The 26,986-nt window shown below is 49.3% G+C and carries 26 protein-coding genes; 19 read left to right on the forward strand and 7 right to left on the reverse strand.

Features of this window, described 5'->3' with window-relative positions; all coding sequences use genetic code 11:
- Window positions 1-6: 6 nt before the first annotated feature.
- From AB3Y96_RS09975 to ruvB, 4 genes are all read left to right on the forward strand, one after another.
- Window positions 7-753: a YebC/PmpR family DNA-binding transcriptional regulator gene (locus AB3Y96_RS09975; RefSeq protein ID WP_072307509.1), complete on the forward strand. Its 747-nt coding sequence runs from the start codon at window positions 7-9 to the stop codon at window positions 751-753.
- Window positions 750-1,271: a crossover junction endodeoxyribonuclease RuvC gene (gene ruvC / locus AB3Y96_RS09980; protein WP_025801926.1), complete on the forward strand. Its 522-nt coding sequence runs from the start codon at window positions 750-752 to the stop codon at window positions 1,269-1,271. Before AB3Y96_RS09975 ends, ruvC begins: the two co-directional genes overlap by 4 nt.
- Before the next feature lie 100 nt (window positions 1,272-1,371).
- Window positions 1,372-1,986: a Holliday junction branch migration protein RuvA gene (gene ruvA, locus AB3Y96_RS09985; RefSeq protein ID WP_072307510.1), complete on the forward strand. Its 615-nt coding sequence runs from the start codon at window positions 1,372-1,374 to the stop codon at window positions 1,984-1,986.
- Window positions 1,987-2,008: 22 nt separating this feature from the next.
- The gene (ruvB, locus tag AB3Y96_RS09990; RefSeq protein WP_040045112.1) at window positions 2,009-3,013 is read left to right on the forward strand and encodes a Holliday junction branch migration DNA helicase RuvB; all 1,005 of its coding nucleotides are present in this window, start codon (window positions 2,009-2,011) and stop codon (window positions 3,011-3,013) included.
- Between the two features lie 98 nt (window positions 3,014-3,111).
- Here the strand turns inward: ruvB and znuB are convergent, their stop codons facing one another.
- Both znuB and znuC read right to left on the reverse strand, forming a co-directional pair.
- On the reverse strand, window positions 3,112-3,897 hold the full coding sequence (gene znuB, locus AB3Y96_RS09995) for a zinc ABC transporter permease subunit ZnuB (RefSeq protein WP_072307511.1): 786 nt from the start codon (window positions 3,895-3,897) through the stop codon (window positions 3,112-3,114).
- The gene (gene znuC, locus AB3Y96_RS10000) at window positions 3,894-4,679 is read right to left on the reverse strand and encodes a zinc ABC transporter ATP-binding protein ZnuC (protein ID WP_072307512.1); all 786 of its coding nucleotides are present in this window, start codon (window positions 4,677-4,679) and stop codon (window positions 3,894-3,896) included. The genes znuB and znuC overlap by 4 nt, the downstream gene beginning before the upstream one ends.
- Window positions 4,680-4,752: 73 nt before the next feature.
- Between znuC and znuA the strand changes: the two genes are divergently transcribed.
- The 3 genes from znuA (at window position 4,753) to lpxM (ending at window position 8,235) form a co-directional block, all read left to right on the forward strand.
- Window positions 4,753-5,763, forward strand: a complete 1,011-nt coding sequence (znuA, locus tag AB3Y96_RS10005) for a zinc ABC transporter substrate-binding protein ZnuA (RefSeq protein ID WP_367300305.1) — start codon at window positions 4,753-4,755, stop codon at window positions 5,761-5,763.
- A 13-nt stretch (window positions 5,764-5,776) separates the two neighbouring features.
- The gene (mepM, locus tag AB3Y96_RS10010) at window positions 5,777-7,102 is read left to right on the forward strand and encodes a murein DD-endopeptidase MepM (protein ID WP_072307513.1); all 1,326 of its coding nucleotides are present in this window, start codon (window positions 5,777-5,779) and stop codon (window positions 7,100-7,102) included.
- Between the two features lie 170 nt (window positions 7,103-7,272).
- Complete coding sequence (lpxM, locus tag AB3Y96_RS10015; RefSeq protein WP_072307514.1) at window positions 7,273-8,235, forward strand: lauroyl-Kdo(2)-lipid IV(A) myristoyltransferase; 963 nt, start codon at window positions 7,273-7,275, stop codon at window positions 8,233-8,235.
- Window positions 8,236-8,318: 83 nt separating this feature from the next.
- Here lpxM and pyk read toward each other — a convergent pair whose 3' ends face one another.
- Entirely contained in the window at window positions 8,319-9,761 is a 1,443-nt protein-coding gene (gene pyk, locus AB3Y96_RS10020; RefSeq protein WP_025801942.1) for a pyruvate kinase, read from the reverse strand.
- Between the two features lie 300 nt (window positions 9,762-10,061).
- On the reverse strand, window positions 10,062-10,931 hold the full coding sequence (locus tag AB3Y96_RS10025; protein WP_025801944.1) for a MurR/RpiR family transcriptional regulator: 870 nt from the start codon (window positions 10,929-10,931) through the stop codon (window positions 10,062-10,064).
- A 467-nt stretch (window positions 10,932-11,398) separates the two neighbouring features.
- Between AB3Y96_RS10025 and zwf the strand changes: the two genes are divergently transcribed.
- From zwf to mdtI, 6 genes are all read left to right on the forward strand, one after another.
- Entirely contained in the window at window positions 11,399-12,874 is a 1,476-nt protein-coding gene (zwf, locus tag AB3Y96_RS10030; RefSeq protein WP_072307515.1) for a glucose-6-phosphate dehydrogenase, read from the forward strand.
- Window positions 12,875-12,958: 84 nt separating this feature from the next.
- Window positions 12,959-13,654, forward strand: a complete 696-nt coding sequence (pgl, locus tag AB3Y96_RS10035; protein WP_367299096.1) for a 6-phosphogluconolactonase — start codon at window positions 12,959-12,961, stop codon at window positions 13,652-13,654.
- A 7-nt stretch (window positions 13,655-13,661) separates the two neighbouring features.
- Window positions 13,662-15,476 carry a phosphogluconate dehydratase gene (gene edd, locus AB3Y96_RS10040; RefSeq protein WP_367299097.1) on the forward strand — a complete coding sequence of 605 codons (1,815 nt, stop codon included), beginning with the start codon at window positions 13,662-13,664 and terminating at the stop codon, window positions 15,474-15,476.
- 170 nt (window positions 15,477-15,646) lie between these two features.
- Complete coding sequence (locus tag AB3Y96_RS10045; protein WP_025801952.1) at window positions 15,647-16,288, forward strand: bifunctional 4-hydroxy-2-oxoglutarate aldolase/2-dehydro-3-deoxy-phosphogluconate aldolase; 642 nt, start codon at window positions 15,647-15,649, stop codon at window positions 16,286-16,288.
- Between the two features lie 621 nt (window positions 16,289-16,909).
- On the forward strand, window positions 16,910-17,338 hold the full coding sequence (gene mdtJ, locus AB3Y96_RS10050) for a multidrug/spermidine efflux SMR transporter subunit MdtJ (protein WP_072307518.1): 429 nt from the start codon (window positions 16,910-16,912) through the stop codon (window positions 17,336-17,338).
- Window positions 17,325-17,654, forward strand: coding sequence for a multidrug/spermidine efflux SMR transporter subunit MdtI (gene mdtI / locus AB3Y96_RS10055; protein ID WP_025801956.1), 330 nt, complete (start codon window positions 17,325-17,327; stop codon window positions 17,652-17,654). Before mdtJ ends, mdtI begins: the two co-directional genes overlap by 14 nt.
- A gap of 61 nt (window positions 17,655-17,715) precedes the next feature.
- Here mdtI and AB3Y96_RS10060 read toward each other — a convergent pair whose 3' ends face one another.
- Entirely contained in the window at window positions 17,716-18,060 is a 345-nt protein-coding gene (locus AB3Y96_RS10060; protein ID WP_025801958.1) for a RidA family protein, read from the reverse strand.
- A gap of 136 nt (window positions 18,061-18,196) precedes the next feature.
- Between AB3Y96_RS10060 and AB3Y96_RS10065 the strand changes: the two genes are divergently transcribed.
- From AB3Y96_RS10065 to AB3Y96_RS10080, 4 genes are all read left to right on the forward strand, one after another.
- The gene (locus AB3Y96_RS10065; protein ID WP_072307519.1) at window positions 18,197-18,514 is read left to right on the forward strand and encodes a monooxygenase; all 318 of its coding nucleotides are present in this window, start codon (window positions 18,197-18,199) and stop codon (window positions 18,512-18,514) included.
- A gap of 134 nt (window positions 18,515-18,648) precedes the next feature.
- Window positions 18,649-20,568: an ATP-dependent DNA helicase gene (locus AB3Y96_RS10070; RefSeq protein WP_367299098.1), complete on the forward strand. Its 1,920-nt coding sequence runs from the start codon at window positions 18,649-18,651 to the stop codon at window positions 20,566-20,568.
- 175 nt (window positions 20,569-20,743) lie between these two features.
- Window positions 20,744-21,445: a tRNA (adenosine(37)-N6)-threonylcarbamoyltransferase complex dimerization subunit type 1 TsaB gene (tsaB, locus tag AB3Y96_RS10075; protein ID WP_367299099.1), complete on the forward strand. Its 702-nt coding sequence runs from the start codon at window positions 20,744-20,746 to the stop codon at window positions 21,443-21,445.
- A gap of 66 nt (window positions 21,446-21,511) precedes the next feature.
- A complete protein-coding gene (locus tag AB3Y96_RS10080; RefSeq protein WP_072307521.1) occupies window positions 21,512-22,123 on the forward strand; it encodes a Slp family lipoprotein in 612 nt (203 codons plus the stop codon).
- A 67-nt stretch (window positions 22,124-22,190) separates the two neighbouring features.
- On the opposite strand, the gene rluF is transcribed toward AB3Y96_RS10080, so the two are convergent.
- Entirely contained in the window at window positions 22,191-23,069 is an 879-nt protein-coding gene (gene rluF, locus AB3Y96_RS10085; protein ID WP_367299100.1) for a 23S rRNA pseudouridine(2604) synthase RluF, read from the reverse strand.
- 458 nt (window positions 23,070-23,527) lie between these two features.
- Here rluF and fadD point away from each other — a divergent pair, with 458 nt between their 5' ends.
- Together fadD and rnd are read left to right on the forward strand one after the other, a co-directional pair.
- The gene (fadD, locus tag AB3Y96_RS10090) at window positions 23,528-25,213 is read left to right on the forward strand and encodes a long-chain-fatty-acid--CoA ligase FadD (protein ID WP_072307620.1); all 1,686 of its coding nucleotides are present in this window, start codon (window positions 23,528-23,530) and stop codon (window positions 25,211-25,213) included.
- Between the two features lie 119 nt (window positions 25,214-25,332).
- Complete coding sequence (gene rnd / locus AB3Y96_RS10095) at window positions 25,333-26,448, forward strand: ribonuclease D (RefSeq protein WP_072307523.1); 1,116 nt, start codon at window positions 25,333-25,335, stop codon at window positions 26,446-26,448.
- A 266-nt stretch (window positions 26,449-26,714) separates the two neighbouring features.
- Here rnd and minE read toward each other — a convergent pair whose 3' ends face one another.
- Window positions 26,715-26,984 (reverse strand): cell division topological specificity factor MinE, encoded by a 270-nt coding sequence (gene minE, locus AB3Y96_RS10100; protein WP_004090202.1) that lies wholly within the window; start codon window positions 26,982-26,984, stop codon window positions 26,715-26,717.
- Window positions 26,985-26,986 lie beyond the last annotated feature (2 nt).

Raw genomic sequence — 26,986 nt, forward strand, 5'->3', positions numbered from 1 at the left:
AAACATATGGCAGGTCATAGTAAGTGGGCCAACACGAAACACCGTAAAGCCGCGCAGGATTCTAAGCGCGGTAAAATCTTCACCAAAATTATTCGCGAGCTGGTTACCGCTGCGAAATTAGGTGGTGGTGATCCGGGTGCGAACCCACGTCTGCGCGCAGCAATTGATAAAGCGCTGTCTAACAACATGACCCGCGATACGTTGAACCGTGCAATCGCGCGTGGTGTTGGCGGCGATGATGATACCAATATGGAAACCATCATCTATGAAGGTTACGGTCCTGGCGGTTCTGCGATTATGGTTGAATGTCTGAGCGACAACCGTAACCGTACTGTGGCTGAAGTGCGTCATGCCTTCACCAAAACCGGCGGTAACTTAGGAACTGATGGCTCCGTTTCTTATCTGTTCACCAAAAAAGGTGTGATTTCCTACGCCCCAGGTTTGGATGAAGATACCGTGATGGATGCCGCGCTGGAAGCCGGTGCTGATGACGTTGTCACCTATGACGACGGCGCTATCGACGTGTTCACTCCGTGGGAAACCTTCGGTGAAGTGAAAGATGCGTTAGATGCTGCCGGTCTGGTTGCTGAATCTGCTGAAGTTTCTATGATCCCTTCTACTAAGGCAGAAATGGACGAAGAAACCGCACCGAAACTGATGCGCCTGATCGACATGCTGGAAGATTGTGATGACGTGCAGGAAGTTTATCACAACGGTGAAGTTTCCGACGAGGTTGCGGCTACTCTGGAATGAGTATCATCCTCGGGATTGACCCCGGTTCGCGGATCACAGGCTATGGCGTGATCCGCCAGGTGGGGCGAAAGCTCGAATATCTCGGCAGCGGGTGCATCCGCACCTCTGTCGATGATTTACCTACACGTCTTAAGCTGGTGTATGCCGGCGTCAGCGAAATCATTGCTCAGTTCCAACCCGATATTTTTGCCATTGAACAGGTCTTTATGGCTAAAAATGCCGATTCAGCCTTAAAGCTGGGTCAGGCTCGTGGGGCCGCGATTGTGGCCGCGGTGAACGTTGATTTGCCCGTGTTTGAATATGCCGCACGGCAAATCAAGCAAACCGTGGTTGGAACGGGGGCTGCGGAGAAATCGCAGGTTCAGCATATGGTGCGTTCTCTGCTCAAACTGTCGGCAAGCCCACAGGCTGATGCTGCCGATGCGCTGGCGGTAGCAATCACGCATTGTCATGTGAGCCAAAATGCGCTGAGAGCCAGTCCAACTCGCTTGAACTTGGCTCGTGGGCGTTTAAAGTAATTAGGTATCGAACTCAATGGGCTGGATATTCATCCAGCTTTTTTTATGGTATAAGCTGTAAGCCATAATGAAAGAGTTAACATTTTAAGAGGAATTGCGCGTGATAGGTCGTCTCAGAGGTATTGTTCTGGAAAAACAGCCGCCGGAAGTGCTGCTGGAAGCCAACGGCGTAGGTTATGAAGTCCATATGCCGATGACCTGTTTTTATGAACTGCCTGATGTAGGGCAGGAAGCCATTATTTTCACCCATTTTGTGGTGCGTGAAGATGCGCAGTTACTGTACGGATTTAATAACAAACAAGAACGCGCACTGTTCCGCGAGCTGATTAAGGTTAATGGTGTTGGGCCAAAGTTGGCGCTAGCTATTTTATCCGGCATGTCAGCCCCGCAGTTTGTTACCGCTATTGAACGTGAAGAAGTTAGCACGCTGGTGAAATTACCCGGCGTGGGTAAGAAAACGGCGGAGCGTCTTGTCGTTGAAATGAAGGACCGCTTTAAAGGTTTAACCGGCGATCTGTTTAATAACCACAGTGACCTGCCAATGCCTGAAGCGAAGAAACCGGCCGCTGAAATTGATGCTGAAGGTGAGGCCGTTGCTGCACTGATTGCGCTAGGCTATAAACCGCAAGAGGCCAGCCGGATGATAAGTAAAATTGCCAAACCAGATGCCGATAGCGAAACATTAATTCGTGATGCACTGCGCGCGGCGCTGTGATCGCCAGTGAGGTAAATGAAGGATGATTGAAGCTGACCGTCTGATTACTGCGGAAGTGCAAAACGAAGAAGAAATTATCGATCGCGCTATCCGCCCAAAAAGCCTCTCAGAATACGTTGGGCAACCACAGGTGCGTGGTCAGATGGAGATTTTCATCAAAGCGGCCAAACTGCGCGGCGATGCACTCGATCACCTGTTGATTTTCGGCCCTCCAGGGCTAGGGAAAACCACGTTGGCGAACATTGTCGCCAATGAGATGGGCGTGAACTTACGCACAACCTCTGGCCCGGTGCTAGAAAAAGCGGGCGATCTCGCCGCCATGCTGACGAACCTCGAACCTCATGATGTACTGTTTATCGATGAGATCCACCGTTTGTCACCGGTCGTTGAGGAAATTTTGTATCCGGCGATGGAAGATTATCAGCTTGATATCATGATCGGCGAAGGGCCTGCGGCACGCTCCATTAAAATCGACCTTCCTCCTTTCACGCTGGTGGGGGCAACGACGCGAGCGGGCTCACTCACCTCGCCGTTGCGCGACCGATTCGGTATTGTACAGCGCTTGGAGTTTTATCAGGTTGCTGATTTACAGCACATTGTTGGCCGCAGCGCGCAATGTCTTGGTTTATCATTGACGGAAGAGGGCGCACACGAAGTGGCGCGTCGCTCTCGCGGTACGCCGCGTATTGCTAACCGTTTGTTGCGCCGAGTGAGGGATTACGCCGAAGTTTGCGCCGATGGCAATATCAACGGCGATGTGGCGACGCAGGCGCTAAATATGCTGGACGTTGATGCCGAAGGCTTCGACTACATGGATAGAAAGCTGCTGCTGGCAGTGATTGATAAGTTCATGGGCGGGCCAGTAGGGCTCGATAACCTTGCGGCGGCCATTGGTGAAGAGCGTGAAACCATTGAAGACGTGCTGGAGCCTTATCTTATTCAACAGGGCTTCCTGCAGCGCACGCCACGCGGTCGTATGGCGACCAATCACGCTTATAAGCATTTTGGTCTGACCCGCGAAGAATAGCCTTCATAGAGAGGATCTCGTCCAAGAGAATAGTTTCTCTCGTCGAAAAAAAAGCCCGAGCATCTTCAATGTCTCGGGCTTTTTATATTTACGTAATTCTACACGCTCTGCTTTTTACTCAAACTGAGAATAAACATCGCGGTAGCGCATAGCACCACTGAGGGGCCAGCTGGCGTATCGTAGAAAGCAGAAAATGTGAGGCCGCCGGTTACGGCTAAAATACCGATGATAACGGCGATTCCGGCCATTTGTTCCGGCGTGCGTGAGAAGCGGCGCGCCGTGGCGGCAGGGATAATCAGCAGTGAGGTGATGATTAATGCCCCTACGAATTTCATCGCTAAGCCGATGGTTAGCGCAGTGACTAGCATTAATATCATACGCACACGTTCGAGATTAACGCCGTCAACGTGGGCAAGCTCTGGGCTTATCGTTACCGAAAGCAGTGGTCGCCATTGCCACCATAAAATTCCCAGTACGACGGCGACACCGATGGCAATCATAATAATGTCGTCATAGGTGACGGATAACAGATCGCCGAATAAATACGCCATCAGATCCACGCGTACGTTTGACATCAAAGCCACTACCACGAGTCCCAACGACAGTGCGCTGTGGGCCATAATGCCGAGCAAGGTATCTACGCCGAGCGTTGGGCGTCGCTCTAGCCATACAAGGCCAATGGCCAGCAACAGCGTAACGACGATAACGGCAAAGAAAGGGTTTACATTCAACAGTAGGCCAAAAGCAACGCCTAGCAGGGACGCGTGAGCCAGCGTATCGCCAAAATATGACATTCGGCGCCATACGACAAACGAGCCAAGCGGGCCAGCAGTTAACGCCAGCAATGTGCCAGCGATCCAGCCGGGGAGAAGTAACTCAATCATTGCGGCTGGCTCCCATTACTTTTCAACACAATTTTTCCCTGCAGATCGTGGCGATGATTATGATGATGGCGATAAATCGCGAGCTGTTCCGCGCCGCGGTTGCCAAACATAGCGATAAACTCAGGGTGCATAGAAACCACTTCCGGTGTACCTGAACAACAAATATGTTGGTTCAAACACAACACTTCGTCCGTTTTTGCCATCACCAAATGTAAATCGTGCGATACCATTAGCACTGAGCAGTTAAGCTCTTGCCTGAGCTGATTGATTAAATCGTACAGCGCCAGTTGTCCGTTAACATCCACGCCGGCGGTAGGTTCATCCAACACCAACAAATCGGGTTTATTGAGCAACGCACGCGCCAGTAGAACCCGCTGGTTTTCACCGCCAGAAAGTTTTTGCATCGGTTGATTGAGCAGATGAGCCGCATGTACACGCTTCAGAGCAGGCAACACATCCTCTTTGCGCACGCCAGGGCGCAAGCGCATGAACCGACTGACGGTTAACGGCAGCGTTGCATCGAGGTGCAGTTTTTGCGGTACATAGCCAATGGTGAGCTTTTCTGCGGTGGCAATAGTGCCTGAGGTAGGCTTAATCAACCCAAGCACGACGCGAACCAGCGTAGACTTTCCTGCACCATTTGGTCCCAGCAGCGTCAGAATGCGTCCGGGTTTGAGATCGAGCGATATGTGAGAAAGCACATTGCGAGCACCGAAGCTTACGGTAATGTCTTTCAGCGATACCAAACTACTTTTGTTTTGAACTGTATTTTGACTCGACATGTTTTTGCATATTGCAGAATGGATGAAATGTTATAATATAACGATCACCCAAATTGAAGAAGAGAATTTTGACATGATACACAAAAAAGCCTGGTTTAAGCGCACTATTATTGCTGCTGCACTGGTAACAAGCGCTGGGATCAGCTGCGCACAGGCTGCGGTATTAACCTCAATCCGTCCTTTAGGATTTATCGCTTCGGCAATTGCTGATGGTGTTACGACAACGGAAGTTTTGCTTCCTGATGGGGCGTCACCGCATGATTATGCACTTAAGCCATCCGACATCAAACGTTTGCGTGACGCTGACCTTGTTGTGTGGGTAGGGCCGGAAATGGAAGCTTTCCTAACAAAACCAGTCCAACAGCTCGAAAATAACAAGAATCTGATGCTGACAGGGCTGCCAGCCGTTCACAGCCTGCTGATGGCCGGTGATGACGATGACGATCATGACCATAAAGCGCATGCAGCAGAAAGCAATGTAGAAAAATCTGAAAAATTTGCTACACATAATGTTACAAATGGCGCTGAGACTGGTTCAGAAGAGCATCATGATCACGATCACGGGCAATATAACCTGCACATTTGGCTCTCTCCAGCCATTGCAAAACAGATAGCGATAGCGATACACGACAAATTATTGTTACAAAGCCCACAAAACAAAGACAAACTGGATGTCAACCTACGTAAATTCGAGGAACAACTAGAGCAGACAGAAAAAAATGTTGGTATGATGCTGCGGCCTGTGCAAGGTAAAGGGTATTTTGTTTTTCATGATGCCTATGGTTACTTCGAGAAAACCTTTGGTCTGACTCCTTTAGGTCACTTCACGGTCAATCCCGAGATTCAGCCTGGCGCACAGCGTTTACATCAAATTCGAACACAGTTGGTTGAGCAGAAAGCGGTTTGCGTTTTCGCTGAGCCACAGTTCAGGCCAGCAGTAATCTCAGCGGTTGCGCAGGGGACAAAAGTCCGCCAGGGAACCTTAGATCCCTTGGGAAGCGCGATCGCACTGGGTGCTGATAGTTACATGAGGTTCTTAACTCAGCTATCGCAACAGTATTCAAGCTGCCTGAACGGAGATTAAGAGGAATAACCGAGTGCAGCAGATAGCGCGATCTATCGCCCTAGCGTATAACAACTTGCCCCGACCACATCGGGTTATGCTAGGGTCACTGACCGTCATCACGTTGGCCGTCTCTATTTGGCGGCCATTCGTTTACCAACCGAATATTGATAGCGATAGCGCTTCTGCTAAAATTATCCCATTGGATAACAAACAGTTGCGAACGCTTGTCCCTGAGGCTAGTGAGCCACTGGATCAACCCGCCCCAGAAGATGAAGTTCCTACCGACGAATTAGACGATAAAGCAGATAGCGATTCTGGTACCCATGATTACGTGGTTTCCACCGGTGATACGCTTGGCAGCATTTTGACCCAGTTTGGCATTGATATGTCAGAGGTGTCCGCATTAGCGAAGAAAAATCCAGCACTGCGTAACCTCAAGATAGGCCAAACGCTGTCGTGGGCAGTGAATGATGCAGGCGAACTACAACAGCTGACTTGGGAAGTGAATCGTCGCGAAACGCGCACCTATAATTTGGTGAACGGTAACTTTAAAGAAGCCGTTGAGTCACAGCAGGGCGAGTGGAAAAATAAAGTTGTCACGGGAACATTGAACGGCAGCTTCGTCAATAGCGCGCGTGCTGCAGGTCTGAACCGCTCAGAAGTGAATGCCGTGATCAAAGCGCTGCAGTGGCAGATGGATTTTCGTAAATTGCAGAAGGGCGATCAATTTTCCGTTCTGATGTCGCGTGAAGAGCTGAATGGTCGTAGCGAGCAGAGCCAGTTGCTGGGCGTAAGAATGCGCTCGGGTGGTAAAGATTATTACGCGGTGCGTGCAGATGATGGCAAATTCTACGATCGTCAGGGCAGCGGTTTGGCAAAAGGCTTTATGCGTTTCCCAACCACAAAACAATTCCGCGTATCATCCAACTTTAATCCGCGCCGTGTGAATCCGGTAACAGGCCGTGTAGCACCGCACAAAGGTGTAGATTTCGCAATGCCGGTGGGAACACCTGTATTAGCCGTTGGTGATGGTGAAGTGGTCATCGCTAAACGTAGCGGTGCTGCGGGCAACTATGTGGTTATCCGTCACGGTCGCCAATATACGACGCGCTTTATGCACCTGAAAAAAATTCTGGTTAAGCCGGGGCAAAAAGTAAAACGTGGTGACCGCATCGCATTGTCAGGCAATACTGGACGCTCCACAGGACCCCATCTGCATTATGAATTCTGGTTGAATAATCAGGCAGTGAATCCATTGACGGCGCAACTTCCTCGCTCTGATGGTTTGTCTGGCAAAGATCGCCGCGAGTATTTAGCTCAGGTGCGTCAGGTTGTTCCGCAACTCCAGCTAGATTAAGATTAGACATCGTTTATAACAGCCGGTTAACCGGCTGTTTTTCTTTGCGCTGTTTATGTGCAAATTTTTTCAGTCGTTTTACGCCCAAGAGTTATATCAAAACGTATATCAAAACGTATTGATGTCACTTAGGTGTATAATTAGCTGATGTTTTATTAAAGAGCTTTTCTATGGAAAAAGAACAACGGTCAAACGTGGAGTTTATCCCTAAGTTTGAAAAAAGCTTCCTGCTGCCTAAATACTGGGGAGCGTGGATAGGCGTTGGGACCATGGTTGCGATGGCCTATTTGCCGGTGCGCCTAAGAGATCCTATCCTTGCTACCGTTGGGCGCTGGGCCGGGAAACTCGCAGGTGGAGCAAGGCGCCGCGCAAGAATAAATTTGCTGTACTGCTTTCCAGAATTAACCGAAGCTCAGCGTGAAGACATTATTGATCGCATGTTCGAGCGTGCAGGGCAGTCTATGTTCTTAATGGCCGAGCTAACGCTGCGCGATCCACAGCGCGTGTTAAAACGCACCCGCTGGCATGGCATGGAGCATATCGAAGCGCTGCGTGAAAGCGGTAAGAATGCCATCTTTTTAGTGCCGCACGGTTGGGCCGTTGATATCCCCGCGATGTTGCTAGCTGCACAAGGTCAGCCTATGGCCGCGATGTTCCACAATCAAAAGAATAAGATGGTGGACTGGCTGTGGAATACCTGTCGTCGGCGTTTTGGTGGGCGTATGCACGCCCGCGACGACGGAATTAAGCCTTTCATCAGTTCGGTACGCCATGGCTATTGGGGCTATTATCTACCCGACCAAGATCATGGGGCAGAACATAGCGAGTTTGTCGATTTCTTTGCTACCTATAAAGCCACGTTGCCTGCAATTGGCCGCTTGATGAAGCTTTGCCGTGCTCAGGTCATTCCGCTTTTCCCTGTGTATGACGGGAAAACTAGCATGTTGGATATCTATATCCGTCCACCGATGGATGATATAGCCGATATGAATGAGCACGATATGGCTCGTCGCATGAACGAAGAAGTTGAGTTACTGATGGGGCCACACCCAGAGCAATATACGTGGATCCTGAAGCTGCTAAAAACCCGCAAGCCGGGCGAGCTTGAGCCTTATAAGCGAAAAGACCTATAGGTTTCGCTTAAGCTTTCAGAGCCGATCCCAAAGAAAAAGGGCGCAATTCAATTGCGCCCTTTTGTTATTTCTTTTTTCGTAATTTATTCAACGCGTAGGATTCGGCTGGTATTAGTGCTACCGATGGTGCCCATTACATCACCTTGGGTCACGATAACGAGATCGCCCGAAACCAAGAAGCCTTTATCGCGCAGCAGATTTGCAGCATGCTGAGCCGCCGCCACACCGTCGCTGGTGCTATCGAAGTAAACCGGTGTTACGCCACGATATAAGGCTGTCAGGTTCAACGTACGTTCGCGATGGGACATGGCAAAGATTGGCAAGCCAGAACTAATGCGAGACATCATCAGCGCCGTACGGCCTGATTCGGTCATGGCGATGATAGCGGTAACGCCTTTCAGGTGGTTAGCCGCGTACATGCTAGACATCGCAATCGCTTCTTCAATATTGTCGAACTGCACGTCTAAACGATGCTTAGAAACGTTGATGCTTGGGATTTTTTCGGCACCCAAACATACGCGAGCCATCGCAGCGACCGTTTCAGCGGGATATTGTCCGGCAGCTGTTTCTGCTGACAGCATCACGGCATCAGTGCCATCCAGCACGGCGTTAGCCACGTCCATGACCTCAGCGCGCGTAGGCATTGGGTTGGTGATCATTGACTCCATCATTTGGGTCGCAGTGATAACGGAGCGGTTTAATTTGCGTGCGCGGCGGATCAGCTGTTTCTGAATGCCAACAAGTTCAGGATCGCCAATTTCGACGCCCAGATCGCCACGCGCAACCATCACGACGTCGGAGGCTAAGATGATGTCATCCATCGCTTCTTCGCTGCATACCGCTTCGGCACGTTCAACTTTAGCCACGATCTTGGCATCACAACCGGCATCGCGTGCGAGACGGCGTGCGTAGTTAATGTCTTCGCCGGTGCGGGGGAAAGAAACAGCCAGATAATCGACAGAGATTTTTGCCGCAGTGGCGATATCAGCGATATCTTTTTCGGTTAAGGCTTCTGCAGACAGACCGCCGCCTAACTTGTTAATCCCTTTATTATTGGATAGAGGGCCACCGACGGTCACTTCGGTAAATACTTTGCTGCCTTTAACTTCGAGGACTTTTAGCTGCACGCGGCCATCGTCGAGCAACAGAATGTCGCCAGGAACCACATCTTCTGGCAGGCGTTTGTAGTCGATACCGACTTTCTCTTTATCGCCTTCACCTGTGGTGAGATCGGCATCGAGCAGGAATTTATCGCCGATGTTAAGGAATACTTTGCCTTCTTTGAAGGTGGATACGCGGATTTTCGGACCCTGCAGGTCTCCGAGGATGGCAACATGTCGTCCTAGTTTTGCTGCAATTTCACGGACTTTATTGGCACGAGCAAGATGATCTTCAGCTGTACCATGAGAGAAATTGAGACGTACGACGTTAGCACCAGCAGAAATAATCTTCTCTAGATTATTATCGCGGTCGGTTGCTGGGCCTAAGGTGGTTACGATCTTGGTTCTTCTGAGCCGTCTGGACATGTGTAACTCCGTTGACATGTGAAGCATTGGTGTTGGTGCCAATACAACGAACAGGCAGTTGATTACGCATCCGCGTAACCCGATTGTTTTTTAAGCTAGCATTAGGCACGTTCTTACTTACGCTTAAAAATGACTGGGTAGATCAACTCATCAAGCCTGCTCGCATGAAACCGCAAAAGAAAGCATGCGGTTGATAAATACCCGTATCTTCATTATCTAGCAGAAAATGACAGGTTGTTTTTATGTTTTGGTGCCTGATTGACGTTAAACTTATACTTTCTATCTTAGCCCTTTACCGCATTAATCGAAATGGTGGGGCAGCGCCAGTCCTTTATCAAAGCGCGATTCTTTCAACGCTTCTTTGACTCGCTTCAAGTTATCTCTGAATTTTGCGCCTCTGCGCAGGGTAAAGCCAGTTGCCAGCGCATCGATAAGCGTCAATTGAGCAATTCTTGACACCATTGGCATGTAGACATCGGTGTCTTCTGGCACATCCAGAATTAAGGGGAGGGTCGCTTCAAGTGCAAGGGGGGTATCACGAGAGGTAATGGCAATCACGGTAGCGTCATTTTCGCGCGCTAAATGTGCCATCTCGACCAAGCTTTTGGTGCGTCCAGTGTGGGAGATGAGGACCACAACATCACCTTCGTTTGAATTCATGCAGCTCATTCTTTGCATGACGATGTCATCAAAATAAACCACAGGAATGTTAAACCGGAAGAATTTGTTCATGGCATCATGGGCAACCGCCGCGGATGCGCCTAAACCAAAGAAGGAAATTTTCTTGGCCTGAGTGAGCAGATCAACGGCGCGATTAACCGCGGCCATATCAAGGTTATTCTTGGCCATTTCAAGGCTGGCCATCGCAGATTCGAATATTTTGCTGGTATAAGCATCAACGCTGTCAGTCTCTTCGACGTTTCGATTGACATACGGCGTCCCATTAGCAAGGCTCTGTGCTAGATGAAGTTTAAAATCGGGGAAGCCTTTGGTTTCTAAACGACGACAAAAACGGTTTACCGTGGGTTCACTGACATCAGCCATTTTCGCCAGCGTCGCAATGCTAGAGTGAATCGCGGTTTGCGGTGCAGCCAAGATAACCTCGGCAACTTTGCGCTCGGATTTACTGAGTTGGTCCAGGTTGGCCTGAATTTTGTCCAGCGTATTCATATACAAATTCACTCATGGATTGTATGCCCGTCATCTTTCAAACTGGAGGTGTGTTGGCTGCTCGAATCACTTACTCTGGTAAGCTCATCGGGTCTTGTTCGCTCGCCGCCTTCCTACATTTTGACATCTATTGAGCAAAACGATTTCAAAGAAAGGAGAAATCTATGATTGTTTGATGAAAATATACTACGAGCCACAACTGCTTTGCAGCGAGATGATGCCGCTTCGCGGGCTTTTTTTACCAGAGTATGACGCGTGTCTAACTTTCGATATGGTAATATTAGTTCAGTTTTGACAGAAAATTACATAATGTGTCTGTCATTACGCGGTCTGCGGCGGGGTCAACGAAAATTTCATACCATTTATGTTTAAATTTTCGACAAAAAAGCATGTTTACTGGCTATAGTCAAAAATAGTACATTAATTATGTAATAAAATTACAAGCATCCTGCAACGAGGAGATGAACATGGCGGTTACGTCAACAGCACAGGCCTGTGACCTGGTCATTTTCGGCGCCAAGGGCGATTTAGCCCGCCGTAAACTGCTGCCTTCCCTGTACCAATTAGAAAAAGCCGGTCATATCCATCCGGACACTCGTATCATCGGCGTAGGTCGCGCCGATTGGGATAAAGACGCCTACACTAAGGTCGTTCGCGAAGCACTGGACACCTTCTTGAAGGAAAAGGTTGATGAAGAACTGTGGGCGACGCTCAGTGCGCGTCTCGACTTCTGTAACCTTGACGTCAATGACACTCAGCATTTCAAAAATCTGGCAAAAATGCTGGATCAGAAGAAACGCGTCACCATCAACTACTTTGCTATGCCACCAAGCACTTTCGGCGCTATCTGCCAAGGTTTGGGTGCATCCGGTCTGAATAAAGATCCAAGCCGCATCGTGATGGAAAAACCACTCGGTACCGATTTGGAATCCTCACGCGCCATCAATAATCAGGTGGCTGAATTCTTTGACGAGTCACAGGTTTACCGTATTGACCACTATTTGGGCAAAGAAACGGTGCTTAACCTGCTGGCGTTGCGCTTTGCTAACTCCCTGTTTGCGAATAACTGGGACAACAGCATGATCGACAGCGTGCAGATCACCGTTGCCGAAGAAGTGGGCATTGAAGGTCGCTGGGGCTACTTTGATAAAGCTGGCCAGATGCGCGACATGATTCAAAATCATCTGTTGCAAATTTTGACTATGATTGCCATGTCACCGCCGGCGGATCTCTCTACCGACCGTATTCGTGATGAAAAAGTCAAAGTGCTGCGCTCACTACGTCGTATTAACCATTCCAACGTGCGTGATACCACGGTACGTGGCCAATACACCGCGGGCTTTGTCCAAGGCAAAAAAGTACCAGGATATCTGGAGGAAGAAGGGGCGAACAAAAGTAGTAACACGGAAACCTTCGTCTCTATTCGCGTTGATATTGATAACTGGCGCTGGGCTGGCGTTCCGTTCTATCTACGTACCGGTAAACGTCTGCCATCAAAATGTTCTGAAGTAGTTATTTACTTTAAGAACCCGCCGCTCAACCTGTTCAGCGACTCTTACCAAGAGCTGCCGCAGAACAAACTGACGATCCGCTTGCAGCCTGATGAGGGCGTACAGATTGACATCCTTAACAAGGTGCCAGGTCTGGAGCATAAGCATCGTTTACAAACCACTAAGCTGGATCTGAGCTTCTCCGATACTTTCCATCAAGAGCATTTAGCTGATGCCTATGAGCGTTTGCTGCTGGAGACCATGCGTGGGATCCAAGCGCTGTTCGTGCGCCGTGATGAGGTGGAAGAAGCGTGGAAGTGGGTCGACTCCATTATGGAAGCATGGGCCGCTGACAATGAATCTCCTAAACCATACCAAGCCGGTACTTGGGGCCCTGTAGCCTCTGTTGCGATGATCAGTCGCGATGGCCGTGCATGGAATGAATTCGAATAACGTCACAACGTTATTTGATCGCAAAGTATCACGGAGGGAACACCCTCCGTGTGTTGAGATTCAAACAGTTTAGGAGTGGTTGAAATGGCACAGTTTAAAGAATTTACGAGCGCACAGGCGCTTAACGAACAGTTTGCAGAGGAAATAGCCGCAGCTCTGAGCCACAGCATTAGCGCTCAGGGAGAAGCCAGTCTAGTCGTGTCGGGTGGTCGTACACCGCTAGGACTGTTCGAGGCGTTAACTCAGCAAGCCATTGAGTGGAGCAAGGTCACCATCACCTTAGCGGATGAGCGTTGGGTCGATGCAAATGATGATTCCAGTAACGAAAAGCTGGTACGAGAACATTTGCTGAAGGGCCACGCCTCAACCGCGAAGTTTGTTGGTTTGAAAAATAGTCATGCCACCCCGTTTGCCGGAGCCGCAGACACCGAACGTGCGTTGCAATCTATTGCTCGTCCGTTTGACGTTGTGATCCTCGGCATGGGTGATGATGGCCATACCGCTTCACTCTTCCCTGGGGCAGAGAATCTGTTCCCAGCTCTCGCGATGGATTCTGGCCGAGTCTGCATGGGGATGACCCCGCTGACCGCGCCACTCGATCGTATCACCCTAACACTTCCGGCTCTGCTCAATAGCCGCCATATCTACCTGCATGTGGTAGGTGGCAGCAAGCGTGATGTTTATCAGCGCGCAATTCAGGGCACGGATGTGAATGAGATGCCGATCCGCGCGGTGTTACACCAAACACAAACGCCGGTCGACATCTACTGGACGGCATGAGGCAGCAATGAACCCAACAGTATCCCGAGTTACTCAACGCATTATTGAACGCTCCCGCGACAGCCGTGCGGCCTACTTGGCCAAAATCGAAAAAGCGCGCAGCAAGAAGGTACATCGTTCTCAGTTAGCCTGTGGCAACTTGGCGCACGGTTTCGCCGCTTGCGGTCAGGATGATAAAGCGTCTCTGACCAGCATGATCAAGAGCAATATCGGTATCGTAACCTCGTATAACGATATGCTCTCGGCGCATCAGCCCTATGAAACCTATCCAGAGCAGATCAAAGCCGCGCTGCATTCGGTTGGAGCGGTAGGGCAAGTGGCCGCTGGCGTACCTGCGATGTGCGATGGTGTAACTCAGGGACAGGACGGCATGGAGCTCTCATTGATGAGCCGCGAAGTGATTGCCATGTCTGCCGCAGTGGGTCTTTCGCACAATATGTTTGACGGCGCGCTGTATCTTGGCGTGTGCGACAAAATTGTGCCGGGTCTGTTTATGGCCGCGATGTCTTTTGGCCATTTACCGACCCTGTTCGTTCCAGCCGGTCCAATGCCGAGCGGTTTGCCTAACAAAGAAAAAGTCCGTGTTCGCCAACTGTACGCGGAAGGCAAACTGGGTCGCGATGCGCTGCTTGAAGCTGAAGCAGCGTCTTACCATGCGCCAGGCACCTGTACTTTCTACGGTACGGCGAACTCCAATCAGATGGTGATTGAAGTGATGGGCCTGCATTTACCGGGATCATCTTTCGTTCAGCCAGATATGCCATTACGCGCCGCATTAACCGATGCCGCGGCGCGTCAGGTAACTCGTATGACTGAGACGAGCGGCAATTACATGCCAGTGGGCCGCATGGTTGACGAAAAAGTCATCGTGAACGGTATTATCGCTCTGCTAGCCACCGGTGGTTCTACCAACCACACCATGCATTTAGTGGCGATGGCGCGTGCCGCGGGCATTCATATCAACTGGGATGATTTCTCTGACCTGTCTGACGTAGTGCCATTGATGTGCCGCATCTATCCAAACGGTCCCGCAGATATCAACCATTTCCAAGCAGCGGGCGGCGTGCCGGTGCTGGTAAAAGAGTTGTTGAAAGGCGGCTTGCTGCATGAAGATGTTGAAACCGTAGCTGGCCATGGTTTGAGCCGTTACACCCAAGAGCCTTTCTTGGAAGAGGGCAAGCTGGTATATCGCCCAGGTCCTGAAAAATCCCATGACAGCAACGTCATTGCGAGCTTTGCATCACCGTTTGAATCTCACGGTGGTACAAAAGTGCTGACGGGCAACTTAGGCCGCGCCGTGATGAAAACCTCTGCGGTGCCTGCTGATAACCAAATTATTGAAGCCCCTGCGGTGGTATTCCACAGCCAGCACGACGTGGTTCCTGCGTTTGAAGCCGGTAAATTGGACAAAGACTGCGTAGTGGTGGTTCGTTATCAGGGACCACGCGCTATCGGTATGCCTGAGCTGCACAAATTGATGCCACCATTAGGCGTTCTGATGGATCGCGGGCTGAAAGTAGCATTAGTCACCGATGGCCGTCTGTCTGGCGCCTCAGGCAAAGTGCCATCAGCGATCCATGTTACCCCTGAAGCTTATTCAGGCGGCCTGCTGGCGAAAGTCCGTGATGGCGATGTGGTTCGCGTTAACGGCAAAACCGGCGAACTCACTTTGCTGGTGGATGAAGCTGAATTGGCAAGCCGTGAACTGGTGCACCCTGATTTGTCCGAAATGCACGATGGCTCAGGCCGTGAGATGTTTGCTGCGCTGCGTGAGCAGCTCTCCGGTGCCGAAGAAGGCGCTAGCTGCATTAAATTCTATTAATTCAATGACGCGAGCTGATGTGAGCTCGCGTTAATGATTCTTTTTGGCGTTGTGTACCCTAAATCATTCGATCCACATGAAGAAAGAGGGGTATAGCAAGGTTTTCCTGTTTGAGAACAGCAGCGCCAGCCATAAACCATGCCGCAAGGCACCATGGAGATAATAAGCAGATGAAAAACTGGAAAGTAAGCGCCGAGTCAATCATGACAGCCGGCCCGGTTGTACCTGTAATCGTTATTAAAAAAATTGAGCAGGCCGTGCCTTTGGCTAAAGCGCTGGTTGCCGGTGGCGTGCGTGTGCTGGAAGTCACCCTGCGTACCGAGTGTGCGGTTGAGGCGATTCGCCTGATCGCTAAAGAAGTTCCAGAAGCTATCGTGGGCGCGGGTACCGTTACCAATGCCAAACAATTGGCTGACGTCACCGAAGCCGGTGCTCAGTTTGCTATCAGCCCAGGTCTAACCGCTGATTTGTTGAAAGCAGCAACTGCCGGTTCAATCCCACTTATCCCAGGTATCAGCACGGTTTCAGAACTGATGTTAGGTATGGATCATGGCTTGAAAGAATTCAAATTCTTCCCAGCCGAAGCTAACGGCGGCGTTAAAGCGTTGCAGGCTATCGCAGGTCCATTCTCGCACGTTCGTTTCTGCCCAACTGGCGGTATCAATCCACAAAACTATCGTGACTATCTGGCACTGAAAAGCGTGCTGTGCATCGGTGGTTCTTGGCTGATCCCTAACGATGCTTTGGATAACGGCGACTACGCACGTATCACTGAACTGGCTAAAGAAGCGGTTGCAGGCGCGAAAGCGTAAAATATTTTGTCCATTTTTTGTGAGCACAAAAAGCGTTGTTTTATGCACAGTGCATAATAGTTAAGCAACGCTAACTCGTTGAGGCTCCACAGAAATCAAGCCATCCATTTAGGGTGGCTTTCTTTTTTAATTATCTAACTTGCTTATTTATATTCATTTTTCTGTGAAAACTTGCAAAAAGGCGGTTTGCTTAATAAAATTGCCTATGATACAAATAATGCAGTTAATTAAACCTGATGAGGACACTGAACAAACCGTATGGTAGGGAGTAGGTACGGGGGGAAGATGTAAACTATTATGAAAACTCACAATCGCTTGATGATTAAAACTTCTACATATCTCTTATTCATTTCTACAACGCTTTCTAGTGAACATCACTGGTGTAGCGAGCTTTAGCTTCTTTCTCCACTTACGGTAGCTGATAAAACCAGCGACTCAGCCAGATGTTGTCTGCGTTTATCCTAGCCGAATAATTCTTACCGATCCGTATTTAACATCGGAACACCAATTATGGTTTTCTGTAATGTTATTTAGCCTTACTGCGCCTATTTTCGAGCCTGATAGGGTTAAACATTAAAAAATAACGGGTCGAATAAAAAATAAAACTCTGTGGAGAGAAAAATGATTTATTGGATCTTTTTGGCATGTGCCATCGCGGCCGAAATTATCGGTACGCTATCAATGAAATGGGCAAGTCTGAGCGGCGGTATGACGGGCAATATCGTTATGCTGGTGATGATTACCATCTCTTATATCTTACTTTCTTTTGCGGTGAAGCGTGTTGCTTTAGGCGTTGCTTACGCACTGTGGGAAGGTATTGGTATTCTGTTTATTACCTTGTTCAGCGTAATGTGGTTTGACGAAAGTATGTCCCTGATGAAATTGATGGGCTTGGTTACGCTGATTGCGGGTATCGCGCTGGTTAAATCGGGTACGGTAAAAACTAAAAAACCATCTGCTAAAACAGGTGAACAGAAAAGCGCCGTAGCGATGAAAAATAAACCTGCGCAAACCAAAGCTAACGTAGGAGGCAATCATGCAACAGCTTGAGTGGTTCCATATTGCGTGGTTAGCATTTGCTGTCGTATTAGAGATTTTAGCTAATATCTTCCTGAAATGGTCAGACGGCTTCCGCCGTATTTGGATGGGATTGTTATCGCTGGCCGCGGTGTTAGGTGCATTTAGTTCCTTGTCACAGGCGGTGAAAGGTATCGAACTGTCCGTGGCGTATGCGCTGTGGGGCGGTTTTGGTATCGCAGCCACGGTGGCTGCCGGCTGGATACTGTTCGGTCAGCGTTTGAATAAAAAAGGTTGGGCGGGATTAACCCTACTGCTGGCTGGCATGATAATGATTAAGCTGGCGTAACAACAGATTAGCTACAGGAAAAAGCCGCTCAATATGCTGAGCGGCTTTTTTTACGAGCACATTAACGTGCCGCGATAATCTTGATTTCAACTTTGTATTTAGGATTCATCAGCTTGGCCTGAACGGTACAGCGCACCGGGGCTTTTCCAGCGGGTACCCAAGCATCCCATGCGGCATTCATCGCCTGAAAATCGTCGCCATCGGCCAAGAAAATCGTGGCATCAAGAATACGCGTTTTATCCGTGCCCAGTTGATTAAGGATCATATCAATAGCTGCCAGCGCGTTGGCCGTTTGTGAAGTGGCGTCATCATCCAAGTTTTCAGGAACGCTGGTATAATAGATAGTGTCATTGAAAACGGTGGCGTCTGACCAGCGCTTTTCTGGATTGATACGTTCGATAGACATACATAACTCCTTTTAGGTTTAGAGCAAAGCAATCCATAAAGTATATAGAAAATGGATGAAAAACACTGCTTTCAACTGTCGGTCTGTGGCATTCTCGAAGAGACAGACAAGAACTAGAAATTATAAGGAGTCATAAATGACCGTATTATTGCAAATTGATTTTAAAATGCCGGGAGACATGTTAGGCGATCGCTTGGCCGAAATGGCAACGCCGTTGGCGCAGAGCATCACACAGGAGCCGGGTTTTATCTCAAAAATCTGGACTGAGAATGTAGATGCTGGTGAAGCCGGTGGTATTTATCTGTTTCGTGATAAAGCCAGTGCAGAACAGTATGCCGCCATGCATATCAAACGCGTAGCGCAAATGGGGGCGACTGATATTCGCAGCCGCATTTTTGATATTAACGTTCCGCTGACGCATATCACCCGGGGAAACCTTAAACCGGCGATCTAAGCTATCATCCCATTTATGTATGATTAAGGCCGCCTTCGGGCGGCCTTAATCATATATGGGCTATAGCAAAGTAGGTGGTTGTTAGTGCCAACACTTGGCATAATCACGTCTTCACCAAATGAAAGAGAGGCTGTGTGACAGACGATTTCGCGCCCGATGGCATTCTAACTAAAGCGATACGGGGTTTTAAACCGCGTGAAGCACAACAACATATGGCCGAAGCTGTCACCAAAGCGATTCAATTCAAAGAAGAGTTAGTGGTTGAAGCGGGAACCGGAACGGGAAAAACCTATGCTTATTTGGTTCCCGCCCTGCGTTCTGGCGCAAAGGTGATTATCTCTACCGGTTCTAAAGCGCTACAGGATCAGCTCTATGCCCGCGATTTGCCTACCGTTCGCGATGCGTTAAAGTTCACGGGAAAGTTGGCTTTACTGAAAGGGCGTTCGAACTATTTGTGCCTTGAGCGTTTAGAACAGCAATCTATGGTCGGCGGCGAACTGGCTTCTGATGCGTTATCCGATCTTATGCATCTGCGTGGTTGGTCTATCCAAACGGAAGATGGGGACGTCAGCAACTGCCATGGCGTATCGGAAGATAGTACGATCTGGCCACTCGTCACCAGCACCAATGACAACTGTTTGGGCAGTGACTGTCCACAATATAAAGATTGCTTCGTGGTTAAAGCGCGTCGCCGAGCGATGGATGCTGACATCATCGTGGTTAACCACCATCTATTTTTGGCCGATCTGGTGGTGAAAGAAACTGGATTTGGTGAACTTATCCCAGATGCTGACGTGATGATTTTCGATGAAGCTCATCAGCTACCCGATATTGCCAGCCAATATTTCGGCCAGCAGCTGACCAGCCGCCAACTGATGGATTTGGCCAAAGATATTACGATTGCCTATCGCACTGAAGTCCGTGACACCGCGCAGCTGCAAAAATGCGCTGACAGGCTAAGCCAGAGCGCTCAAGATTTTCGTTTGGCGCTCGGCGATCCCGGTTATCGCGGAAATTTACGTGAGGCTTTAGCATTACCAGAAGTGCAGCGTGCGCTGGTGTTGCTCGATGATGCTTTAGAGCTTTGCTATGACGTGGTGAAAATGTCACTCGGGCGTTCGGCGTTACTTGATGCAGCGTTTGAGCGAGCCACGCTATATCGTAATCGCTTGAAGCGCCTGCGCGATGTGTCGATTCCCGGCTATAGCTACTGGTATGAATGCAACTCACGCCATTTTGTGATGGCGCTGACGCCGCTCACCGTGGCGGAAAAATTCAGTGAAGTAATGAAAGAGAAGCCAGGTTCATGGATCTTTACCTCTGCAACGCTGGCGGTGAACGACGATGTTTCTCATTTCACGGCGCGGCTGGGGTTAAATAAAGCCAAAAGTTTATTACTGCCGAGTCCGTTTGATTACGCCAACCAAGCGATGCTGTGCGTGCCTCGGTTTTTGCCCACGCCGAATCAGCGCGGTGCGGCGCGTCAACTGGCGCGAATGTTGAGGCCGGTGATTGAGGCTAACGAAGGGCGCTGCTTCTTCCTGTGTACCTCACACGCCATGATGCGTGATTTAGCCGAAGAGTTTCGAGCCACGATGACGCTGCCGGTGTTATTACAAGGTGAAACCAGCAAGCCTCGTTTATTGGCAGAGTTCGTTGCTGCCGGTAACGCACTGTTAGTTGCAACCAGCAGTTTTTGGGAAGGCGTGGACGTGCGCGGTGATACATTATCCTGTGTGATTATCGATAAGCTCCCGTTTACCTCACCGGACGATCCGTTGCTCAAAGCGCGAATTGAAGACTGCCGCATTCGCGGCGGCGATCCTTTTGCTGAAGTCCAGTTGCCTGATGCGGTGATTACCCTTAAACAGGGCGTGGGGCGTTTAATTCGTGATACCAGCGATCGTGGCGTGGTGATTATTTGCGATAATCGTTTAGTGATGCGGCCCTATGGCGAGGTTTTCCTGAACAGCCTACCGCCAGCGCCACGCACACGCGATCTCAATAAGGTGATTACGTTTCTTAAAGCCGGTAGTCAAGCAGCGCACGATTAACATTTTCCAGTGAGATGGAACGCTGAGGCGTTTCATCTCTGTTCCGCTGCGAGCTTCCTCGCATATCTCGATTTTTTCAGCGCATCAAACCCTTCAGAAGCATCAAAACACAGGCTGTGCTATGATCCGCATCCTGATTTTTCTTTATTCATTCACTGTCCCGCCCGAGGTTGGCATGTCCACGCGAATTTTAGCGATCGATACGGCAACAGAAGCCTGTTCTGTTGCACTCTGGAATAATGGCGAAAAACATGCGCTGTTTGAAATCTGTCCACGCGAGCACACGCAGCGTATTTTGCCCATGGTACAGCAGGTGTTGGCTGAATCAGGCGTTACGCTGAGCCAATTGGACGCATTGGCTTTTGGCCGGGGTCCGGGCAGTTTCACCGGCGTGCGTATTGGTATCGGCATTGCTCAAGGGTTAGCAATGGGGGCTGAATTGCCAATGATCGGCGTTTCCACGCTGTCCACCATGGCGCAAGGTGCGTTTCGCGTAACCGGAGCCACTCAGGTATTAGCCGCTATTGATGCCCGTATGGGCGAAGTCTACTGGGGACAGTATCAGCGACAAGATAATGGTGTGTGGGTAGGAGAGAGCACCGAAGCCGTGCTAACACCCGATCGCGCGCAGCAAAATATTATGGCGTTAAGTGGTGAGTGGGCACACGTTGGAACCGGTTGGGGGACTTATCCTGATATGGCTTCTGATACCGCCATTCGCTTGATTGACGGCCAGATGTTGCTCCCACAGGCTGAAGATATGTTGCCTCTTGCGCTAGCTGATTTTGCCTTAGGTAAGGTTACCGCGGTCGAAAATGCGCAGCCAACCTATTTACGGAATGAAGTGACATGGAAAAAACTACCGGGGCGTGAATAATTCAGGCAACTTCTGTCTAAACTAATAGTCATAAGAACAAGATAGTTAGTTTTTGGAGAATAAAATATGCCTTCAATGCAATGGGTTCGTCGGTTAGTCAGCGTGGCGATCGTTTGTAGCCCGCTGTTGTTGTCTGGGTGTGTGACAATCCCGGACTCAATCAAAGGCACGTCGGCAACGCCGCAGCAGAATTTCGTTGCGGTTCATAACGCGCCGGATCTTTATGTCGGGCAAGAGTCTCGCTTTGGCGGCACCGTGGTTAACGTGATTAACCAAAAAGACGCCACGATGTTAGAGATAGCGGTGATGCCATTGGATGACACCGCGAGGCCAATCCTGAATCAGCCTTCGGTTGGGCGTTTGATTGCCAAGAGCGCAACATTCTTGGATCCGGTTGATTTCAAAGGTCAGCTCGTGACGGTCGTCGGACCGCTTACCGGCAGCGTCGAAGGCAAAATCGGTAAGACGCCGTATACCTTTGTCACGATGGACGTGCAGGGCTATCAGCGCTGGCGTGTCACTCAGGAAATCGTGATGCCGCCACAGCCGTTTGGGCCGTGGGATTATGGTTATGGTGCCTACGGTCGCGGTGGCTTCTGGGGGCCAGGCTTTGGTCCCGGCTGGGGTTGGTATAACCCAGGTCCAGCCAGAGTGCAAAGTGTTGTAACAGAGAATTAATCTGCTTACGCGTTTATTTAAAACAAAGCCCCGATTTCGGGGCTTTGTCATGTTAGGTGCGTGCTGATTAACGGCCTTTTTTCTTACGTCCGGGCTGGGTAAAGCGCTTGCGTGAATTCGCATCTCCTGCACCTTTAGCGGCGGTTTTTGGCCCTTTAGCCGGAGCGCTTTTAGCGACCGCGGGTTTTGCCTTCGGCTTGGCTTTTTTCGCCGGTTTGGCTTCAGAAGAAGAGTCTTCAATAGACTTAAACAGTTCGATAAGTTCATCGTCGGTTAAATCGCGCCATTCGCCCAACGGTAGGCCTGCTAGGCTGACGTTCATGATACGCGTGCGCTCGAGCTTGGTGACCTCGTAGCCAAAATGTTCACACATCCGGCGAATTTGGCGGTTCAAGCCCTGAACTAAAGTGATACGAAATACAAAGGGCGCTTCTTTTTTCACTTTGCACTTTTTTGTCACCGTACCGAGAATCGGTACTCCCGCACCCATGCCACGAATAAATTCATCGGTTACCGGTTTATTCACGGTGACCAGATACTCTTTTTCATGGTCATTACCGGCGCGCAGAATTTTATTCACCAGATCGCCGTGGTTGGTGAGGAAAATGATGCCCTGTGAATCTTTGTCTAAGCGACCGATGGGGAAAACACGAGTGCTGTGGTTGACATAATCCACGATATTATCTTTTTCGCCGTTCTCCGTGGTGCTTACGATGCCAACAGGCTTATTGAGCGCGATGAGTACGAGATCGTCGGCGTCACGGGGCTCAATCAATTGGCCATTAACTTTCACGACGTCACCCGCGAAAACCTGATCGCCAATTCCGGCACGTTTACCGTTGATAAAAACATGCCCTTGCTCAATGTAGCGATCGGCGTCGCGTCGTGAGCAAATGCCACTTTCACTGATGTATTTGTTCAGACGAGTCGATGAGTTGGTCAGCATGGTTCCCTCCGATAAAAAGCGGAATATACATGAGTTGAGCTCCGATACGAACCGCGATTTATCACTTCTTGAAATATTGAGTGTTGCATTGGTCACAGTCGCCATCTAGGTACGCAATTACAGCGGAAAAAATAAGCATGTTGATGTTTTTTTAGACTAAAAAATTGCTAATTTTACAAAAAGTTACTCTTTTTGGTATTATATCCACAGCGGCCACGAGGCCGCTTTTTGCTTTTATACCGACCTGCCTATCTCAATATATGCTGGGTAAGACCTGAGTAGAGGCCATTTTAGTGATGCATATCGCAACCTGAAAATTGTTTACACATGAACTGGTACGCTGAGTTAAAATTTTGTTAAACATTAGATATTGTTCTGTTGTTTCTCATGGCTAATAGTTCAGGTGTGCGATGCAAACGATGCTTAAACAAGATAACAATAATTACGGGAGAACGACCTTGGAAAAGGTTTGGCTGAAACGATATCCCGCAGATGTTCCTGCGGAAATCGATCCTGATCAATACACCTCTCTGGTGGAGATGTTCGAGCAGTCGGTGGCGCGTTTTGCTGACCAGCCTGCGTTCATCAACATGGGGCAGGTGATGACCTTCCGTAAGCTTGAAGAGCGCAGCCGTGCATTTGCGGCCTATTTGCAAAATGAATTAGGGCTGAAGAAAGGCGATCGCGTTGCACTGATGATGCCTAACTTGCTGCAATATCCGATTGCGCTGTTTGGCGTGCTCCGTGCAGGGATGGTTGTGGTTAACGTTAACCCGCTGTATACCCCGCGTGAGTTAGAACATCAGCTAAATGACAGCGGCGCGAGCGCGATTGTGATCGTGTCTAACTTTGCGCATACGCTGGAGAAGGTCGTATTCAATACGCAGGTGAAACATGTCATTTTGACCCGCATGGGTGACCAGCTTTCTGCGGCAAAAGGGACGTTAGTTAACTTCGTGGTGAAGTATATTAAACGGCTGGTGCCCAAATATAACTTACCCGATGCGATTTCTTTTCGCTCTGCGTTACAACGTGGGCGACGTCAACAATATATCAAACCTGATATTACCAATAATGACCTCGCATTTCTGCAATACACCGGCGGTACTACCGGCGTTGCGAAAGGCGCGATGCTGACGCATCGGAATATGCAGGCTAATCTGATTCAGTCTCGTGCGGCTTATGGCCCATTGCTGAATGAAGGACATGAGCTGGTGGTTACGGCGCTGCCGCTGTACCACATTTTTGCCTTAACCGTGAACTGCCTGCTGTTTATCGAAATGGGCGGTTGTAATCTGATGATCACCAACCCGCGTGATATTCCTGGCATGGTGAAAGAGCTCAGCCGCTATCCATTTACGGCGTTAACGGGTGTCAACACGTTGTTTAATGCGTTGCTGAATAATGAAGATTTTCGTGAATTAGATTTCTCAACGCTACGTTTGTCGGTAGGCGGTGGGATGTCAGTTCAGCGCTCAGTAGCCGAAAAATGGGAAAAACTCACCGGGCGTCATTTACTGGAAGGATACGGATTGACGGAGTGCGCGCCATTGGTTTCAGGCAATCCCTACGACTTGAAGCATTACAGCGGCAGCATCGGTCTTCCGGTTCCTTCTACCGACGTGCGTTTGGTCGATGATAACGGCAATGAAGTCCCGCACGGTGAGGCAGGGGAGCTGCAGGTGAAAGGGCCGCAGGTGATGCTAGGCTATTGGCAGCGTCCTGAGGCGACCGACGAAATTCTAAAAGATGGTTGGCTATCTACCGGCGATGTTGTCACCGTCGATGATGAGGGCTTCTTGCGGATTGTCGATCGTAAAAAAGATATGATATTAGTATCTGGTTTCAATGTTTATCCGAATGAAATCGAAGAAGTGGTCTCAATGCATGATAAAGTGCTTGAGTGCGCGGCGATCGGAGTTCCGAACGGGGCTTCAGGCGAGATGGTTAAAATCTGCGTTGTGAAGAAAGATCCCTCTCTGACTCGCGATGAGCTGATTGCACACTGTCGTAAACATCTCACGGGCTATAAGGTTCCGAAGAAGGTCGAGTTTTACGATGAGTTGCCAAAGTCTAACGTAGGAAAAATCCTACGCAGAAAATTGCGTGAGGAGCAAGCGGCCTCGCAGGAAAGCGCCGCATAGCTCCCCATTATTCTGAGCAGATAAACTTTGACGCCGGTTGCTACCGGCGTCGTTGTTTGTACCGGCTCACTCAGCTGGCGTTGTGATAGCGCCAGAAATATGAAAATGAGAATGCTGTTTTGAATTATCAGTTAATTACTACCAGTAGCGAACTTAAGCAGGTTTGCGAGCAGGCAAGCCACCACGCTTACATTGCGCTAGATACCGAATTTGTTCGTACCCGCACTTACTATCCCCAGTTAGGCCTAATTCAGCTTTTTGATGGTGAAACACTGTCCTTGATCGATCCGTTGCCGATTACCGATTGGCAACCCTTTGTTGAACTGTTGAAAAACCCAGACGTCACCAAGCTACTGCATGCCGGTAGCGAAGATCTGGAGGTTTTTATCCATGATTTTCAGACGCTGCCAACGCCAATGATCGATACGCAGATTTTAGCTGCATTCACTGGTCGCCCGCTTTCCTGTGGTTTTGCCGCCATGGTGAATGAGTATTTGCAGGTTGAATTAGATAAAAGCGAGTCGCGTACTGACTGGCTGGCTCGTCCGCTGACTGAACGTCAGTGTGAATATGCTGCCGCTGATGTTTTCTATTTGCTGCCGCTAGCGCATAAGCTTATTGCGGAAGTGGCTGAGGCTGGCTGGACCGATGCCGCAAACGACGAGTGCTTGGCCCTGTGTCGTCGTCGTCAGGAAGTGGTGGATCCGGCATTAGCCTATCGTGATATTACCAACGCTTGGCAGCTGCGTACGCGTCAGCTAGCGTGTTTACAGAAACTGGCTGAGTGGCGTATTAATCAAGCTAGACAGCGTGACATGGCGGTTAATTTCGTGGTGCGTGAAGAGAACCTGTGGCAGGTTGCGCGTTATCTACCGACCTCTCAAGGCGAATTAGGCGAGCTGGGATTGAGCGGTCCTGAGATCCGTTTCCATGGCAAAACGCTGGTGGCAATGGTGGCTGAGTCTGCCAATATTCCTGAGTCTGAATGGCCACAGCCGGTTGAACGATTGGTTGATCACAGTGGCTATAAGCATGCGTTCAAGGAGTTAAAAGCCGTAGTACAAAACGCGGCTGAACGTAGTGGATTAACGGCAGAGCTGATTGCTTCGCGTAGACAAATAAACGCACTGCTAAGCTGGCACTGGCAGCTGAAAGACGAACAGCCTGACTTACTTCAGGGGTGGAGAGCAAATTTGCTTGGCGAGCAGGTAAGGGCCATTTTGGCTACGTTGTGATTGTTGCCAAGGATAACAATAAAAATAAAGACAGCGATTGGCTGTCTTTATTTTTTTCGAACAGATCAGAAAATGAATCAATAATATAAAAACAAAGCTTATAGAAAGTAGTCTACGTGAATATTTTTAATAGCCATTGGCGCATTAATTAATATTAGGAATAATCTTGATAATAGCTATTCTTGAGATAATTACTTATTAAAAGGTCTGTTTATATATACAGGCGTTCCCTTATATTTCTATAAGAGAACGTCAGAATGATAAAATCATTTAGCTGCTTCTTCTGCTTCAGGCAAGGTCACATTAAGCTCTAATACCGAAATATCATCGCCTTTTTGTTCAAACTGTACCGTCAGCATTTCTGGATCTATCTGCACGTATTTGCAGATTACAGCCAAGATATCTCGTTTTAACTGGGGCAAATATTGTGGCTCACTATCACCGCGACGTCGCTCCGCGACAATAATTTGCAGCCGTTCCTTGGCTATATTGGCTGTCGGCTTTTTGCGCGACAGGAAGAAATCAAGTAATGCCATGT

This window comes from Hafnia alvei, from assembly GCF_964063325.1.
Classification (GTDB): domain Bacteria; phylum Pseudomonadota; class Gammaproteobacteria; order Enterobacterales; family Enterobacteriaceae; genus Hafnia; species Hafnia alvei_B.

Coding starts and splice junctions, on each gene's coding strand:
- pgl (WP_367299096.1), top strand. CDS start 12,959: ATGGCACAGTTTAAAGAATTTACGAGCGCACAGGCGCTTAACGAACAG.
- znuB (WP_072307511.1), bottom strand. CDS start 3,897: ATGATTGAGTTACTTCTCCCCGGCTGGATCGCTGGCACATTGCTGGCG.
- mdtI (WP_025801956.1), top strand. CDS start 17,325: ATGCAACAGCTTGAGTGGTTCCATATTGCGTGGTTAGCATTTGCTGTC.
- lpxM (WP_072307514.1), top strand. CDS start 7,273: ATGGAAAAAGAACAACGGTCAAACGTGGAGTTTATCCCTAAGTTTGAA.
- pyk (WP_025801942.1), bottom strand. CDS start 9,761: ATGTCCAGACGGCTCAGAAGAACCAAGATCGTAACCACCTTAGGCCCA.
- AB3Y96_RS09975 (WP_072307509.1), top strand. CDS start 7: ATGGCAGGTCATAGTAAGTGGGCCAACACGAAACACCGTAAAGCCGCG.
- edd (WP_367299097.1), top strand. CDS start 13,662: ATGAACCCAACAGTATCCCGAGTTACTCAACGCATTATTGAACGCTCC.
- tsaB (WP_367299099.1), top strand. CDS start 20,744: ATGTCCACGCGAATTTTAGCGATCGATACGGCAACAGAAGCCTGTTCT.
- ruvC (WP_025801926.1), top strand. CDS start 750: ATGAGTATCATCCTCGGGATTGACCCCGGTTCGCGGATCACAGGCTAT.
- AB3Y96_RS10025 (WP_025801944.1), bottom strand. CDS start 10,931: ATGAATACGCTGGACAAAATTCAGGCCAACCTGGACCAACTCAGTAAA.
- mdtJ (WP_072307518.1), top strand. CDS start 16,910: ATGATTTATTGGATCTTTTTGGCATGTGCCATCGCGGCCGAAATTATC.
- znuC (WP_072307512.1), bottom strand. CDS start 4,679: ATGTCGAGTCAAAATACAGTTCAAAACAAAAGTAGTTTGGTATCGCTG.
- zwf (WP_072307515.1), top strand. CDS start 11,399: ATGGCGGTTACGTCAACAGCACAGGCCTGTGACCTGGTCATTTTCGGC.
- AB3Y96_RS10060 (WP_025801958.1), bottom strand. CDS start 18,060: ATGTCTATCGAACGTATCAATCCAGAAAAGCGCTGGTCAGACGCCACC.
- minE (WP_004090202.1), bottom strand. CDS start 26,984: ATGGCATTACTTGATTTCTTCCTGTCGCGCAAAAAGCCGACAGCCAAT.
- ruvB (WP_040045112.1), top strand. CDS start 2,009: ATGATTGAAGCTGACCGTCTGATTACTGCGGAAGTGCAAAACGAAGAA.
- znuA (WP_367300305.1), top strand. CDS start 4,753: ATGATACACAAAAAAGCCTGGTTTAAGCGCACTATTATTGCTGCTGCA.
- AB3Y96_RS10065 (WP_072307519.1), top strand. CDS start 18,197: ATGACCGTATTATTGCAAATTGATTTTAAAATGCCGGGAGACATGTTA.
- AB3Y96_RS10080 (WP_072307521.1), top strand. CDS start 21,512: ATGCCTTCAATGCAATGGGTTCGTCGGTTAGTCAGCGTGGCGATCGTT.
- rluF (WP_367299100.1), bottom strand. CDS start 23,069: ATGCTGACCAACTCATCGACTCGTCTGAACAAATACATCAGTGAAAGT.
- AB3Y96_RS10045 (WP_025801952.1), top strand. CDS start 15,647: ATGAAAAACTGGAAAGTAAGCGCCGAGTCAATCATGACAGCCGGCCCG.